Annotated in this window: 9 protein-coding genes; 4 read left to right on the top strand and 5 right to left on the bottom strand. The window is 72.1% G+C overall.

The features are described from left to right. Positions 1-50: 50 nt before the first annotated feature. From PBV52_RS29815 to PBV52_RS29805, 3 genes are all read right to left on the bottom strand, one after another. Entirely contained in the window at positions 51-1,223 is a 1,173-nt protein-coding gene (locus tag PBV52_RS29815; protein WP_274242550.1) for a VWA domain-containing protein, read from the bottom strand. 166 nt (positions 1,224-1,389) lie between these two features. Beyond that, the gene (locus PBV52_RS29810) at positions 1,390-4,317 is read right to left on the bottom strand and encodes a DUF5682 family protein (protein ID WP_373922032.1); all 2,928 of its coding nucleotides are present in this window, start codon (positions 4,315-4,317) and stop codon (positions 1,390-1,392) included. A gap of 597 nt (positions 4,318-4,914) precedes the next feature. Continuing rightward, complete coding sequence (locus tag PBV52_RS29805; RefSeq protein WP_274242549.1) at positions 4,915-6,045, bottom strand: AAA family ATPase; 1,131 nt, start codon at positions 6,043-6,045, stop codon at positions 4,915-4,917. A gap of 166 nt (positions 6,046-6,211) precedes the next feature. On the opposite strand from PBV52_RS29805, the gene PBV52_RS29800 reads away from it, so the two are divergent. Further along, positions 6,212-7,567 (top strand): SWIM zinc finger family protein, encoded by a 1,356-nt coding sequence (locus tag PBV52_RS29800; protein ID WP_274242547.1) that lies wholly within the window; start codon positions 6,212-6,214, stop codon positions 7,565-7,567. A 160-nt stretch (positions 7,568-7,727) separates the two neighbouring features. Next, on the top strand, positions 7,728-9,347 hold the full coding sequence (locus tag PBV52_RS29795; protein ID WP_274242546.1) for a DUF5691 domain-containing protein: 1,620 nt from the start codon (positions 7,728-7,730) through the stop codon (positions 9,345-9,347). Positions 9,348-9,439: 92 nt separating this feature from the next. On the opposite strand, the gene PBV52_RS29790 is transcribed toward PBV52_RS29795, so the two are convergent. Then, positions 9,440-9,856, bottom strand: a complete 417-nt coding sequence (locus PBV52_RS29790; protein WP_274242543.1) for a cobalamin B12-binding domain-containing protein — start codon at positions 9,854-9,856, stop codon at positions 9,440-9,442. 647 nt (positions 9,857-10,503) lie between these two features. Between PBV52_RS29790 and PBV52_RS29785 the strand changes: the two genes are divergently transcribed. Both PBV52_RS29785 and PBV52_RS29780 read left to right on the top strand, forming a co-directional pair. Continuing rightward, positions 10,504-11,364, top strand: coding sequence for a triacylglycerol lipase (locus PBV52_RS29785; protein ID WP_274242541.1), 861 nt, complete (start codon positions 10,504-10,506; stop codon positions 11,362-11,364). 305 nt (positions 11,365-11,669) lie between these two features. Next, entirely contained in the window at positions 11,670-13,178 is a 1,509-nt protein-coding gene (locus PBV52_RS29780; RefSeq protein ID WP_274242540.1) for a M23 family metallopeptidase, read from the top strand. Positions 13,179-13,250: 72 nt separating this feature from the next. Here PBV52_RS29780 and pcrA read toward each other — a convergent pair whose 3' ends face one another. Continuing rightward, entirely contained in the window at positions 13,251-15,734 is a 2,484-nt protein-coding gene (gene pcrA, locus PBV52_RS29775; RefSeq protein WP_274242539.1) for a DNA helicase PcrA, read from the bottom strand. Positions 15,735-15,741: the final 7 nt, after the last annotated feature.

Below are 15,741 nucleotides of genomic sequence, written 5' to 3'. Positions count from 1 at the left end.
CGTTCCACCTCCTCACGCCGCCCCCTCAGTCGCCCTCTCACACCGCCTGCTCACACCGTGTCCGGCACCGGAATCGGCCGCTTCTCGATGGCCGCCGCCATCACGTCCGGGAACAGGTCGGGCGTACAGGCGAAGGCCGGTGCGCCCAGCGCCGCGAGCGCGGCAGCGTGCTCCCGGTCGTAGGCGGGCGCCCCCTCGTCCGACAGCGCCAGCAGCGCGACGAACTGCACCCCGGACGCCTTCATCGCGGCGACCCGCTTGAGCATCTCGTTCCGTATGCCTCCCTCGTACAGGTCGCTGATCAGCACGACGACCGTCTCCGCGGGCCGGGTGATCTGCGACTGGCAGTACGCGAGCGCCCGGTTGATGTCCGTGCCGCCGCCGAGCTGTGTGCCGAACAGAACGTCGACCGGGTCGTCGAGCTGATCGGTGAGGTCGACGACGGATGTGTCGAAGACGACGAGCCGCGTGCTGATGGACCGCATGGACGCCAGCACGGCCCCGAACACGGACGCGTACACCACGGACGCCGCCATCGACCCGGACTGGTCGATGCACAGGACGACTTCCTTCTTCACGGACTGCGACGCCCGCCCGTACCCGATGAGCCGCTCCGGCACGACCGTCCGGTACTCCGGCAGGTAGTGCTTGAGATTGGCCGCGATCGTGCGGTTCCAGTCGATGTCGTGGTGCCGTGGCCTGTTGATACGCGCACTGCGGTCGAGGGCGCCGGTGAGGGTGGCCCGGGTGCGGGTGGCGAGCCGCTTCTCCAGGTCCTCGACGACCTTGCGCACGACGGCCCTTGCCGTCTCCTTCGTGGTCTCCGGCATCGCCTTGTTGAGCGAGAGAAGCGTGCCGACCAGGTGCACGTCCGCCTCCACCGCCTCCAGCATCTCCGGCTCCAGCAGCAGGGTGTTCAGCCCGAGCCGGTCGATGGCATCCCGCTGCATGACCTGAACGACGGACGACGGGAAGTACGTCCGGATGTCCCCGAGCCATCGCGCCACGGCCGGCGCGGACGCCCCGAGCCCCGCCGAACGGTCCCTCCCCGACTGCGCCTTCTTGTCCCCCTTGCCGTAGAGGGCGCCCAGCGCTCCGTCCATCGCGGCGTCCCGCCCGGAGAGCACGCACCCGGTGCCGTCGGCGTCGTCCCCGCCCAGCACCATCCGCCACCGCCGCAGCCGCTCTCGGTCGACGCCGGTGTCCATCGCCTCGGACGTCATCGGCACGCTCCTTGGCGAGGCCGCTCCCACAACGGGATCACCGGGATCACCGTGATCACCTGCACGGTCGTCGTCGTCGGCCCGCCTTGCACGGCGAACCCATGCGCCTTCTTCCTGGCACCCCCCGCTCCGGCCCGCTCCCTCGGCTCCGTCACACCGTCAGTCGTCATCCCGTCGCCCCCACAAGGTCGTTCTCGCCGATGCCGTTCTCACCAAGCTCGTTCTCGACGTCCTCTTCCACCTGATCCAGCTCTAGCCCCAGCAGCAACCGCACCACCGGCAACACGGCATCCGCCCGCTCCAGGTCGATCTCGGCGGCGAAGCCGGGTATGCCGGAGCCTCCGGCCGCCGCACTGCCCCGCTCCCCCGGCCCCCGCCGAACCAGCTCGCCCAAGGTCCGCCGCACCCCCGGCTCATACGCCGAGAACGTCCGCCTCAGCAGCGGCAGCACGTCCGTGAACGCCTCCGCCGGCACCCCGGTCAGCCACGCATCGACCAACCCGAGCAGCCGCTCGTCATGGACGAGCAGCATCCCGCCACCGGAACCTCCACCGACGAACCCCTCGATCCACGCGGCCGCCTCCCCCGGCGGCGTCCCCGGCGACAACGCGAGCCCCATCAGCCGCGCCGCCTCGTCCTGCGCCAACTCCCCGTCATCCAGCAGCAGTCGTACCGCACGCCCCCGGATGACACCGGGCACGGCATCCCGCCCGGACAGCACCCGAAGCACCCTGTGCCAACGCTTACGCAGGCCCCCGTGGCCGAGCGCGGGCGCGGTGCTGGGGGTGTCGCCGTGGCGTTGGGTGCCGCGCCCTGACGGGGTACCGCTCTCGCCTTGGGCGCCGCGCTCTGACGAGGTACGGCCCCCGACCTGGGCGCCGTGTCCCGCACCGGCGGCCTCGCTCTGGGCGCCCCGGTCCGACGCGGATACCTCACCCGATGCACCCCGGTCCGACGCGGATACCTCACCCGATGCGCCCCGGTCCGACGCGGATACCTCGCCCAACGTGCCCCGGCCCGATGCGGACGCCTCGCTAGCTGCAACCTGCCCCGAAGCCACCGCGTCACCCAGCAGCCCCACCGCCCCGTGCACCGCGTCCACATGGCGCCGCATCTCCTCGGCCGCGTCCGCGTCCAGGGCGGCGCAGGCCGGGGGCAGGCCGACGAAGATGCGCTCGGCGAGCCCCGCGGCGACCTCCGTGAGCGCTCCGGTGTCCGTGCCGCGCACATCGCCGTAGCGCAGGGAACGGACCAGTGCGGGCAGGGCCTGGGCGAGATGGCCGACGTCCGCGTCGAGGGCGGCCCGGTCGGCGAGGATCCGCATCACCACGGGCAGCGCGTCCGGCAGTTCGGCCAGCAGGCAGCGCTCGGCGAGGCCGGTGACGTCGGCCAGGCCCTGCGCTGCGACGGCGTCCGCCTCCGCCTTGGCAGTCGCCGCGGAGAACACGGTGGTCCCCCATACCCCGGCCTCCGCGACCCGCACGGACAGCTCTGGCTCCCACCGCAGCCGCCACGTCTCCCGGAACGTGCCCGTGCTGCCCCGCGACGCGACCGGCTCTCCCCACTCCACGCCGAGCAGCCGCAATCGGTGCAACAGCCTGCTGCGCTCGGCGTCGTTCTCCTTGCGCAGGTCGAGCTCCAACTCCCGCTCCAGCGCCTCCGGTTTGAGCCGCAGCCGACGCTGGATGCGGTCGAGATCCCGCTGCAACGGCACCGCCGGCGCCGACCGCGGCACCTCCCCCAGCACGTCCCCCACGACGAGCCGGTCGTGCACCAGCACCAACGGCACGTCCGAGCCCTCGCACATCACCGCCCGCACCGCGTCGGTCGTCTCGCTCAGCCCCGCCAACGGGCGCCCCCGCATCGCCGCGAGCGTCTCCGCCAGCCGCACCGCCTCGATGACATGCGCCGAGGACACGATCCGGTCCTCGCCCCGCAGCAGCCCGGCCACCTTGGTCATCCACCGCTCGACCGGCCGGTCCGGCGCGGAGAAGAGGTGCCCGTACCACCCCGGCGACTCGATCCCCGCCCCGTACCCGCTGACCCGAGCCAACCGGCGATACGTCCACGGCACCCATGTCATGTCGGCCTTGACCTTGGGCAACCCCTTCAGCAGCGCCTTGTCGGCGGCCACGGTGCTCCTCCGCCGCAGTGCGGGCACGTGCCACGCCCCGCACACCACGGCCACCTCATCCCCGAACTCCCGTTGCGCAGCCCGTACTTGGAGGCGCATATACGCCTCCCGCACGAGATCCCGCTCATGCCCCCCGCTCCCGTACGCCTCCCGCAACGCCCCCATGGCCTCCTCGAGCCCGAGAAACGGCGCGAACGCGTCCCCGTCCCCCGCTCCCCTGTGCTCGACGACGTCCTCCCACCACCGCTCGGGATCGTCGTAACCGGCGGCATCGGCGAGCACGGCGAGGGGATCGACCCGGACATCGGCACGGGGGTCTCTCCCCGGACCGACCTCTGGCTTGCCTCCACCTGCCGAGCCGGTGTCCATGGTGCCGTCGTCAGCCGCGGCGGGTACCGGCATACGGCCCCCTGCCCCGTCGGCGTCAGCCGCCCCGCTCTCCTGGACGCCCCCGTCGGTCCCAGGATGGGCACCCCCGTCGGTCCCAGGATGGGCACCCCCGTCGGTCCCAGGATGGGCGTCGCCCCCCGGCTCCGTCTCCCGCCCCTCGCCGGCCCCCGCGTCGAGCGCGGCCTCATCCTGCCTGCCCCACGCCAGCGTGTGCGTGGCCGGCAGGTCGATGAAGCGGGCCGGGACCTGGTGCTCCAGGGCCCAGCGGATCGCGACCCACTCGGGGGAGAACTCGGCCAGCGGCCAGAAGGCCGAGCGGCCCGGCTCGTCCACGGCATGCGCGAGGAGCGCAACCGGCGGTCGCATGTCCTCGTCGGCGGCGAGCGGGATCAGGGCATCCGCCTCCGGCGGACCCTCGATCAGCACAACCCTCGGCCGGGCCGCGTCCAGCGCCGCCCGCACGGCCCGCGCCGACCCCGGCCCGTGGTGCCGCACGCCGAGCAACAGCGGTCCCGGCGGCTTCGATACCGGGTCGGGTGCGGCCGAGGTGTCCGAGCACTCCGCCGGCACGTCGCCCGCCCGGTCGGTGCCCACCTCCAAGCCCCCGCTCCCCACCTCGTCAACGCCTGTCACACCGTCCCCCTCGCCTCCGCTGCCACCACGTGTCCTCACCGGACGCCCTCCCGACCTCTCAGTGCCGCCTCTCAGCGCCGCCGGTCAGTGCCGCCGGTCACAGAACCGCCATCACCGCACCGCCACACACCAACTCGCCCCCGCGACCACCGCGTGTGCCTCTCGCCCTCTCCCGGCCACGCCCCGCACCACGCGCCCTGACCGCCCCGCACCACGCCCTCCGAACCGCCCCGCATCACAGCCTCCGAGCCGCCCACATGACGCCGTCCAAGCCGCCCCGCATCACGACCCCCGAGCGCCCTCGCATCACGCCCCCCCCGAGCGGCCCCGGCCGGACCGCCGCCCACGCCCTCACGGGCCCCCACTCGACCTCGTCCGCCCGGCCTCATCACGCCGACCCCACCATGACCCACCCCGGCCACGGATCCCCCACCACCGACCCGCCCGCCACTGACCCGCCCGCCACCGACTCACCCTGCGCCGACCCGCCCGCCTTTGACCCGCCGCCAGGACGGCCCCACCCAAGGTCGTCGTTCACGCGCTCACCTCCCGGCACGCCCGGTAGAAGTCCGTCCAGCCGTCCCGCTCACGCACGACCGCCTCCAGATACTCCTGCCAGATGGTCCGGTCGGCCGCCGGATCGCGGACGACGGCGCCGAGGATGCCCGCGGCCACGTCGCCGGATCGCAGCACGCCGTCGCCGAAGTGGGCGGCCAGCGCCAGGCCGTTGGTGACGACGGAGATCGCCTCGGCCGTCGACAGCGTGCCGCTCGGCGACTTCAGCTTCGTACGGCCGTCCGACGTCACCCCGTCGCGCAGCTCGCGGAAGACGGTCACGACGCGGCGGATCTCGTCGATGCCGTCGGGCGCGGCCGGCAGGTCGAGGGAACGGCCGATCTGGTCGACGCGGCGGGAGACGATGTCCACCTCGGCCTCGACGCTCTCCGGCAGCGGCAGCACGACCGTGTTGAAGCGGCGGCGCAGAGCGCTGGAGAGGTCGTTGACGCCTCGGTCGCGGTCGTTGGCCGTGGCGATGAGGTTGAATCCGCGGACCGCCTGTACCTCCTGCCCCAACTCCGCTATCGGCAGCGTCTTCTCCGACAGGATCGTGATCAGCGTGTCCTGAACGTCGGCTGGAATACGGGTCAGCTCCTCGACGCGCACGGTCATCCCCTCCGCCATGGCCCGCATGACGGGGCTCGGCACGAGGGCGTCACGGCTCGGCCCGTGCGCGAGCAGCCGCGCGTAGTTCCAGCCGTAGCGGATGGCCTCCTCCGGCGTGCCGGCCGTGCCCTGCACGAGCAGCGTCGAGTCTCCGCTGACCGCGGCGGCCAGGTGCTCGGAGACCCAGGTCTTGGCGGTGCCGGGCACGCCGAGCAGGAGCAGGGCGCGATCGGTGGCCAGCGTGGTGACGGCAACCTCCACGAGGCGGCGCGGGCCCACGTACTTCGGTGTGATCACCGTGCCGTCCGGCAGCGTGCCGCCCAGCAGATACGTGGCCACCGCCCACGGCGACAGCTTCCAGCGGGCCGGGCGCGGACGGTCGTCCTGCGCGGCCAGCGCGGCAAGTTCATGGGCGAAGGCGTCCTCGGCGTGCGGCCGCAACGCCTCGGCCGGTTCCGTCTCCCCCGCTTCGACGGACGTCGGTGCTACGGACACAGGCATGGCAAAGTCCCCCTCCAGCTCGGCCGGTTCAGCCGTTTCGGATCTGGCATCCACGTTGCACCACGCCACTGACAATGCGTTCCGACCTGCGCAAACGCGCTCGTGAGGCCGCTGGCGGGATATCTGCCCCGGCCGATTGTCAGTGGTGGGATCTACCTTCGATGGCATGACTCAGCAGGGGGTGCGCTGGACCGCGGACCAGGTGCTGGCACTGGCGCCTGACGCCGCGTCACGCAAAGCGGGAAGCAAACTCGGCGCGGCAGGGCCGTGGTCCGAGGCGGGGAGTACCGACGAGGGGGCGGTGTGGGGGCTGTGCAAGGGCAGTGGCAGCAAGCCGTATCAGACGGTCATCGACATCGCGGACGCGGCCGGGCCTGCGTACAAGTGCAGTTGCCCGAGCCGGAAATTCCCGTGCAAGCACACGCTCGGGCTGCTGCTGCTCTGGGCGGGCGGAGAAGGTGCGGTGTCGCCCGGGCAGCCGCCGGACTGGGCGGAGCAGTGGATAAAGGGGAGAAGGCAGCGCGCGGAGGACAAGCGGGCGGCGGGCGCGGCCGGTTCCTCGTCCGGGTCCGGTGATCCGGAGGCGGCGCGGCGCAGGGCGGAGCGCCGGGCGGGGCGGGTCACCGCGGGCGCGACGGAGCTGGAGCAGCGCCTTGCGGACCTGCTGCGCGGCGGCCTGGCTGGCGCCGAACAGGCCGGGTACGGACCGTGGGAGGAGACGGCGGCCCGCATGGTCGACGCCCAGGCCCCCGGACTGGCCGCGCGGGTGAGGGACCTGGGGGCGATCCCGGCGTCCGGCCCCGGCTGGCCCGTGCGTCTGCTGGAGGAGTGCGCCCTTGTGCACCTCCTCGACCAGGGCTGGCTGCGCCGCGAGCGGCTGCCCGACGGCCTGGCAGACACGGTCCGCTCCCGCATCGGCCTGCCCGCCTCCGTGGACGGCCCGCCGGTGCGGGACCGCTGGCTGGTCCTCGCCCAGTACGACACGGCGGACACCAAACTGACGACGCGCCGGATATGGCTGTACGGCGCCGACTCGGGCCGCACCGCGCTGCTCCTCTCCTACGGCGCCGCCGGCCGTGCCCCGGAGCTGGCGCTGCCGGTTGGGCTGACCCTGGAGGCGGAGGTGTCGTGGTACCCGGGCGCCGGGCAGCTACGGGCGGCCCTGGGCGAGCAGTTCGCACCGCCCGCGCCCGCCCCGATACGGCCGCCGGGCGGGACGACGGCCGAGGCGACGGCCCGTTACGGCGAGGCGCTCCGCGACGATCCGTGGCTGGACTCGGTCCCGGTGACCCTGGACCGGGTCGTGCCGGCCCCGGACGGCGACTCGTGGCAGCTGGCGGACGCCGACGCGGACACAGCGCTGCCGCTCACCCCCGCCGCCCGCGCCCGCCCGGGCCTCTGGCGCCTGGTCGCGCTGTCGGGCGGCGCACCGGTCAAGGTGTTCGGCGAGTGCGGCCACCGTGGCTTCACCCCGTTGACGGCGTGGCCGGAGGGGACGGGAGAGGCGGTGCAGCTGTGCTGAGCGGTGCGCCGCGCACCGACCGTGCGACTCGCACTGCCCGCGCGACTCGCACCGCCCGTGCGACGGACTGTGCGACGCCCGCCTCCCCGGCCATACAGGTGAGTCTCACCCCCCTCCACTGCCACGGCGCCCGGCACGCAGAAAGAGAGGAAGGAACCACATGAACAGTCCCTCCGCTCCCGTGGACTCGCCCCCGCCCGGCACCTGGGAGGAACTCGTCACGGCGGCACTGCTCGGCACGGACCGGCGTACACCCCCGGGCTGCGCGCCGGGTCGGGAAGCGCCCGCGGCGCTGCTGGACGCGGCGGCCGTGGAGACCGTACGGCGGCGGGCGGGACTGCGGCCGGCGCGAGCGGCGCAGCGTCCGCAGCCGGCCCCCGAGGACCCGCGACCGGCGCTGCCCCCGGCGGCCGCCCGCAGGCTGGCGATACTGCTGGCCGACCGTCCCGGCGCGGCAGGCGGCGGTCGCAGAGGCACGGCGCCGGACCTCATGGAGCTGCTGCCCCAGTGGCTCGCGACGGCGAACGACCGCGGTTTCGCACCGCCCCCTCAGTCGCTGCCCGCGCTGCTGGACGCGGCGCGGGGGCGTACGGACCTACGGCCGGCGGCGCTGACGTTCGCGGGCCCGCGCGCGGTGTGGCTCGCCCGGCTGAACCCGGACTGGCGGTTCGCCCTGCGTGCGGCACCCGGTGGGGGCGCGGCGCTGCCGCACCTCGAGGACTCGGCCAGGATCCAACAGCTGTGGCAGGAGGGGCTGTTCGCCGAGCGGGTCTCGCTTCTCTCCGCGATACGCACGCGTGAGCCCGCCACCGCCCGCGAGCTGCTGACCACGACATGGGCGACGGAGCGGGCCGAGGACCGGCTGATGTTCCTCGACTCGCTGCGGACCGGGCTGGGCCCGCAGGACGAGCCGTTTCTGGAGCAGGCGCTGAACGACCGGAGCCGCAATGTCCGGGCGACGGCCGCCGAGTTGCTCTCGGCGCTGCCGGGTTCGGCGCTCGCCGCGCGGATGGCGGTGCGCGCCGGGACGTGCGTGGCGCTGGACCACACGCAGCAGACGCCGGCGATCAGTGTCGAGGCGCCGCACGAGTGCGACGCGGGAATGGAGCGCGACGGGGTCGTGGCCACAGCTCCGGCCGGGCGCGGTGAACGGTCGTGGTGGTTCGGCCAGTTGGTGGAGGCGGCGCCGCTCAGCACGTGGTCGGGGCGGCTCGGGGGGCGTACGCCTCAGGAGATCGTGGCGCTGCCGGTGGCGGACGACTGGCAGGGCGAGCTGCACGCGGCGTGGTGCCGGGCGGCGGTGCGGCAGCGGGACGGCCAGTGGGCGAGGGCGCTGCTCGGGTCACCCTCGGCTCCCGAGGCGGGCGGTCCAGGAGCGGTGTCCTTGGCCGAGCGAGCGAAGCTCCTCGGCACGCTGGGCACCGCCGAGCGGGCCGAGTGGGTCGCCGGGTTCATCGCCACGCACGGTCTGTCCGAGGCGTTTCAGCTGCTCGGGGTGTGCGCGGTGCCGTGGGCTCCGCCGCTTGGGCGGGCAGTGGTCGACGCGCTCAACATCGCACGGGACGCGGGGAGTTATCCATGGAGTTTCAGTGGAGTGATGGGCCTGGCCGAGCGCTGTCTCGACCCGGCCGAGGCGAGCCGCCTCGACGGCCTGCAGGCGGTGCCGGACGAGTCGGAGGACGCGTCGCCGGGGGCCGGGGGGTACTGGGCGGAGGCGTTCCAGCGGCTGGTCACGACGTTGCGGCTGCGGGCGGCGATGACCGAGGAGCTGAGGACGTAGGCGCCCTGAGGCCTCCGGTCGGACTCCGGCCGGCACCCCCGGCTCCTGCCCAGGGACTGCTCCACACACTCGGCTCCAGCCGAGCGCAGCGGCTATGCCCCCGCCGGCTGATGTACGTTCGCCCGCACCCAGTCCACGATCGACTGCGTCGTGGCCCCGGGCGTGAAGATCTCCGCGACGCCCTTCTCCTTCAGCGGGGCGATGTCCGCCTCGGGGATGATCCCGCCGCCGAAGACCAGGATGTCCTCCGCGTCGCGCTCCTTGAGGAGTTCGATCACGGCGGCGAAGAGGGTGTTGTGGGCGCCGGAGAGGATGGACAGGCCGATCGCGTCGGCGTCCTCCTGGATCGCGGTGTCGACGATCTGCTCGGGTGTCTGGTGAAGCCCGGTGTAGATGACCTCCATACCGGCGTCGCGCAGCGCCCGCGCGATGACCTTGGCCCCCCGATCGTGGCCGTCGAGTCCCGGCTTGGCCACCACCACGCGGATCGGACCGGCTGCCACACCCATCACTGCCTCCATGAAGCGACTACATCCATCCGTACCGACAAGTACCGCTCATATATGAGTTATGCCGCACAGGCAGCACATGTCATACATGGTGCGCGTATTGCACTTTTCCGCTGCTCACCGCACCGGACGCGCCACCACGGCACGGACGCCCCGGGCCACACTGCCCGAAGTAGTGAACGAACGTTATCTCCAGCATCCCGCAACCGGCAGTTTCGCGGTGCAGACCGAGGGGGAAATCACACGGTGGGACACGTTCGCCGCGCACCGTTCCAGATCTCTGCGGCACACGGGCCGCAGCAGCCTGCGGTACACGCGTCGCAGCGGAACCACGCGCAACGGGAGCCGCAACGAGGTCGCCGCACCACCGCGCCGCAGGCCGCGCGCCGTGGCGGTGCGGCGCATCGACGGTCGCACGAAGGGCACGTAGGGCAGGTAAGGCACGACAGCGGGGAGGCTCGTCGCCACACCGGCAGGCAGCCCCGCCAGGTCATCGGCGCACCATGGCCGACAGAACTGGCTCACGCCGCGTGCCTCGCTCACCCCACGCGCCCTCCTCATGCCCCGCCGGCCTCCTCCGCCGCGACTTCCCACGAGGGCACACGGGGGCCGGAGCCGTCCTCCCGCGTGCCGCAAGGAGGTCGGCCATGAAGGTCACCGGGGCAGCACTCCCCTTTCTTCCGCTCTGCCAGCGCCTGCTCCCGAGCAGAATCGCCGGCCTCTCCCTGGCCCTGCTGAAGGCGACCGCCCTGGAGATCGCGATCCTCGCCGGACACCTGCTCCTCTATCCCTCCGGCATCACCCAGGAGCGCCGCACCACCCCCGCGCTCCCCGCACAGGACACCGCCCAGCTGCCGACGGAGACCAAACCCCCCGTCGTCCTGCTGCACGGCTTCATAGACAACCGCTCGGTCTTCGTCCTGCTGCGCCGCAGCCTCGCCCAACACGGCAGGCACCAGGTCGAGTCGCTCAACTACTCCCCGCTGACCTGCGACATCCGCACCGCCGCCGAACTGCTCGGCCGGCATATAGAGGGGATCTGCGAGCGCACCGGCAGCAGGCAGGTCGACATCGTCGGGCACAGCCTCGGCGGGCTGATAGCGCGTTATTACGTGCAGCGCCTCGGCGGCGACCTCAGGGTCCGTACGCTCGTCACGCTCGGCACGCCGCACTCCGGCACCCGTGTCGTCCCACTGGCGAACGCACATCCCATCGTGCGTCAGATGCGCCCCGGCTCACCGGTCCTCGAGGAACTGGCCAGGCCCGCACCCGGCTGCCGTACCCACTTCGTGAGCTTCTGGAGCGACCTCGACCACCTGATGGACCCGCTGGAGACGGCCTGCATCGACCACCCGGACCTGATGGCGCAGAACGTCCGCGTGACCGGCATCGGCCACCTCGCCCTGCCGGTGCACCCCGCCGTGGCGACCGGGATACGGCAGGCCCTCGACACCGCACGGACAGGAGCCGACGCCGCCGCACAGGCCGACGGCCTGACAGTGGCGTGACCGCCCCCTCAACAGCTCCCGCGACGCCCCGACGGCAACCCCCGACAGCAGCCCCCAACACCTGACTCACACTCGGCACGCAGCCTCAGGACAGCCGACCGACATCGAACAATCTTCGAACACAAGGCCAAACCCGCGCCCGCAGTCCGCCAAAACACGGCCGAATGCCCGTTTCCTTCGCGCGCGAAACCTGCCGAAGATTGTCGTGCCCGCGTACCGCCGGGTACAGTCGCCGCACTGCTCTGGCAGCCCCTGTTGTCGAGGCGAGAGAGAAGTTGGTGAACGATCGTCACCCGTCGGGGACCATGACCTCCCCGACCACGGCTTCCGATGCCGCCTCGGCGCACTACGCGTCGTACGGCGCCCAGGAAGCCCACTACGGTGACGCCACCAGCTACGGCACCTACGACGCCACTCAGTTCGGCGCCGCCGGTCACGCCCACGCCGCCCCGACTTTCGACGCGGACCCCCTGTTCGGCAGCCTCCCCGGCGAGAACACCGGCGCGTACGACACCACACAGTGGTCCACGGGCAACCACCACACCGTGAACTACGACGCCTACGCGGCCCAGCACCACGCCGCGTACGACACCGGCGCGTACGACACCACGGCCTGGACGGCCGAGCACGAGCGACTCGCCTTCGTGCCGCAGCAGACCACCGGCCACGACACCTCCGGTCATTGGGACGCGAGCACGTGGCTGCAGCCGGACCAGTCCGGCGCCCCGGCCGACCAGACCCAGCAGTGGGAATGGGGCACGCAGGCCTTCGACACCGGCGCGTACGACGCCACACAGTGGAACTCCGACGGCGCCACCGCGCAGTCAGCAGAATCCTTCGATCAACAGGGGACCGCGCTCTTCGAGCAGATCGAGCACGGCGCCCCCACGCCGTACGACGACTCCACGACGTACGACGACTCCACGACGTACGACGACCCCGCCTCCTACGGCGACCCCGCCCAGCACGACGCCGAGTTGAGCGCCACCGGCGAGCTTCCCGCCGCGGCCCCGCTCCTCGACGGCCAGGAGGAGTCCGCTCCGGCCCCCTCCCCGCGCACCGCCTCCCGCAGCGGGGCGCGCTCCCGCCGCCGTCCGCCCCCCAAGCGCTCCGCGCTGCTGACGATCGCCGTGCCCTCGGCGTGTGTGATGGGCGTCGCGGGGATCGCCGCCGCCTCCGTCGGCAGCCTGACGACCGACGACAAGGACGCGGTGACGACGGCCTCGGACGGCGAGGCCGTGAAGCCGTCCACCGCGAACAACAAGCTGGACACCCAGCTCGAGAGCCTCTCCGCCGGCGCCGACGACTTCGCCGACCGGGCCAGCCGTACGCAGGAGCGCATCGACCTCAAGGCCCAGCAGGCGGCCGAGAAGAAGAAGGCGGCGGAGGAGGCGGCCCGCAAGGAGCGGATGCGTCCCAAGTTCGCCCTTCCGGTGGCCCAGCACGGCCTCAGCGCCTACTTCGGCCAGGCCGGCATCAACTGGATGTCCGTGCACACCGGCATCGACTTCCCCGTCTCGTACGGCACGACGGTGATGTCCGCGACCGACGGCACCGTCCGCACGCAGTGGAACAGCGCCTACGGCAACATGATGATCGTGACCGCGAAGGACGGCACGGAGACGTGGTACTGCCACCTCTCCAGCTACCGTGTCGCCTCCGGTACGACGGTGAAGGCCGGCGACCCGATCGCGTACTCCGGCAATTCCGGCAACTCGACCGGCCCGCACCTGCACTTCGAGGTACGTCCGGGTGGCGGCTCGGCCATAGACCCGCTTCCCTGGCTGCGCAGCCACGGGATCAACCCGACGTAAGCGACGACGTAAGCGAGCCGACGACTTCGTGGTGCGCCCCCGTCCTGCGGCGGGGGCGCACTCTTGTCACTGCTAGAGCTTCTCCACCGGCGCGTACCGCAACAGCAACCGCTTCGGCTTGTCCCCGAAGTCGATCGTCGCCTCGGCGTTCGCGCCCGTGCCCTTGACCGCCATCACGGTGCCGAGCCCGAACTGGTCGTGCGTGACCCGGTCCCCGACCGCCAGCTGGACGACCGGCTTCTCCGAGGTACGGCGCGTGGCGAAACCGGACGCGCCCGAGGCCGCGGAGCGCGAGCGGGACGAGGACAGCGAGGCGGCCACACCGGACGCCGGGCCGGAGGAGACCGGCGCGGACGCGCCGGTGCGCTTCCAGTCCACGTGCTGCGCCGGGATCTCCTCCAGGAAACGGGACGGCGGGTTGTACGACGGCTGCCCCCACGCGCTGCGCATCGACGACCGCGTCAGATACAGCCGTTCACGCGCGCGCGTGATGCCGACGTAAGCCAGGCGGCGCTCCTCCTCCAGCTCCTTGGCCTGGCCGAGGGCGCGCATGTGCGGGAAGACGCCGTCCTCCATGCCGGTGAGGAAGACGACCGGGAACTCCAGGCCCTTGGCGGTGTGCAGGGTCATCAGGGTGATGACGCCGGAGCCGTCCTCGTCCTCGTCGGGGATCTGGTCGGAGTCGGCGACGAGCGCAACCCGCTCCAGGAACGCCGCGAGCCCGCCGGAGGCCTCGCCCTCACCCGACTCCTGCTCGAACTCCAGGGCCACGGCGGCGAGTTCCTGGAGGTTCTCGATGCGGGTCTCGTCCTGCGGGTCGGTGGAGGCCTGCAACTCGGCGAGATAGCCGGTGCGTTCGAGCACGGCCTCCAGGACGGTCGCCGGTCCCGCGCCGGACTCGACGATCGTACGGAGCTCCTCCATCAGCGTGTTGAACCGCTTGACGGCGTTGGTCGAGCGCGCGGCCATGCCGTACGCCTCGTCGACGCGCTTGAGCGCCTGCGGGAAGCTGATCTTCTCGCGCTGGGACAGGGCGTCGATCATCGCCTCGGCGCGCTCGCCGATGCCCCGCTTGGGGACGTTCAGGATCCGGCGCAGCGGCACCGAATCCTCCGGGTTGGCCAGCACCCTCAGGTAGGCCAGGACGTCCCGGACCTCCTTGCGCTCGTAGAACCGAACTCCACCGACGACCTTGTAGGGCAGCCCGACGCGGATGAAGACCTCTTCGAAGACACGGGACTGGGCGTTCGTACGGTAGAAGACCGCGACGTCGCCGGCCTTCGCGTCGCCCGCGTCCGTCAGTCGGTCTATCTCGTCGGCGACGAACTGCGCCTCGTCGTGCTCGGTGTCGGCAACATAGCCGGTGATGCGCGCGCCAGCGCCCGCGTTGGTCCACAGGTTCTTGGGGCGGCGGGACTCGTTGCGCTCGATGACCGCGTTGGCGGCGGTCAGGATCGTCTGCGTGGAGCGGTAGTTCTGCTCCAGCAGGATGGTCGTCGCGTCCGGGTAGTCCTCCTCGAACTGGAGGATGTTGCGGATGGTGGCGCCCCGGAAGGCGTAGATCGACTGGTCGGCGTCACCCACCACACACAGCTCGGCGGGCGGGTTGTCCTCCTCGCTGGGCGGTACGTCGACCGGGTGCTCGCTGGTCCCCACGAGCTCGCGCACGAGGGCGTACTGCGCGTGGTTGGTGTCCTGGTACTCGTCCACCAGCACATGGCGGAAGCGACGGCGGTAGTGCTCGGCGACGTCCGGGAAGGCCCGCAGCAGGTTGACCGTCGTCATGATCAGGTCGTCGAAGTCGAGGGCGTTGGCCTCCCGCAACCGCGACTGGTACATGGCGTAGGCCTGGGCGAGGGTCTTCTCGAAGCCGTCGGTCGCCTGGGCGGCGAAGTCCTCCTCGTCGATCAGCTCGTTCTTCAGGTTGCTGATCTTGGCGCTGAAGGACTTGGGCGGGAACCTCTTCGGGTCGAGGTCCAGATCCCGACAGACGAGCGCCATCAGCCGCTTGCTGTCAGCGGCGTCGTAGATCGAGAAGGACGACGTGAACCCGAGTTTCTTGCTCTCTCTCCGCAGGATGCGGACGCACGCGCTGTGGAAGGTCATCACCCACATCGCGTTCGCGCGCGGGCCGACGAGCTGCTCGACGCGCTCCTTCATCTCGCCCGCGGCCTTGTTGGTGAAGGTGATCGCGAGGATCTGGCCCGGATGCACACTCCGCTCGGCCAGCAGATGGGCGATGCGGTGGGTGAGCACGCGCGTCTTGCCGGACCCGGCGCCGGCCACGATGAGCAGCGGGCCGCCGGAGTGCACGACGGCCGCACGCTGGTTCTCGTTCAGCCCCTCCAGCAGCGCGGCGGCGTCGATGGCCGGGCGCGGGGCGCCGTCGCGGTAGTAGGCGTCCCGGTCTGGAGGCACGTCGAACTTCCCGCCGAACAGATCGTCCGGAACCGGCTCCGGAGAGTGATCGTCCTCGGGCGGTGGCGGGGGCTCCTCCCCATGGGCCCGTGGGGCCTGGAGGTCCGCCAGGAAGCTGTCGTCAAAGAGGCTGCTCATCGCTCTC

Origin of the sequence: Streptomyces sp. T12, from assembly GCF_028736035.1 — a bacterium.
GTDB lineage: Bacteria > Actinomycetota > Actinomycetes > Streptomycetales > Streptomycetaceae > Streptomyces.
The sequence above is the reverse complement of the archived record's forward strand: the minus strand, read 5'-3'. Positions and strand labels throughout refer to the sequence as shown.

What these genes read in the sequence shown, in the direction of transcription:
- PBV52_RS29815 (WP_274242550.1), bottom strand. Translation starts at nt 1,223, where the DNA reads ATGACGTCCGAGGCGATGGACACCGGCGTCGACCGAGAGCGGCTGCGG.
- PBV52_RS29805 (WP_274242549.1), bottom strand. Translation starts at nt 6,045, where the DNA reads ATGCCTGTGTCCGTAGCACCGACGTCCGTCGAAGCGGGGGAGACGGAA.
- PBV52_RS29800 (WP_274242547.1), top strand. Translation starts at nt 6,212, where the DNA reads ATGACTCAGCAGGGGGTGCGCTGGACCGCGGACCAGGTGCTGGCACTG.
- PBV52_RS29795 (WP_274242546.1), top strand. Translation starts at nt 7,728, where the DNA reads ATGAACAGTCCCTCCGCTCCCGTGGACTCGCCCCCGCCCGGCACCTGG.
- PBV52_RS29790 (WP_274242543.1), bottom strand. Translation starts at nt 9,856, where the DNA reads ATGGGTGTGGCAGCCGGTCCGATCCGCGTGGTGGTGGCCAAGCCGGGA.
- PBV52_RS29785 (WP_274242541.1), top strand. Translation starts at nt 10,504, where the DNA reads ATGAAGGTCACCGGGGCAGCACTCCCCTTTCTTCCGCTCTGCCAGCGC.
- PBV52_RS29780 (WP_274242540.1), top strand. Translation starts at nt 11,670, where the DNA reads ATGACCTCCCCGACCACGGCTTCCGATGCCGCCTCGGCGCACTACGCG.
- pcrA (WP_274242539.1), bottom strand. Translation starts at nt 15,734, where the DNA reads ATGAGCAGCCTCTTTGACGACAGCTTCCTGGCGGACCTCCAGGCCCCA.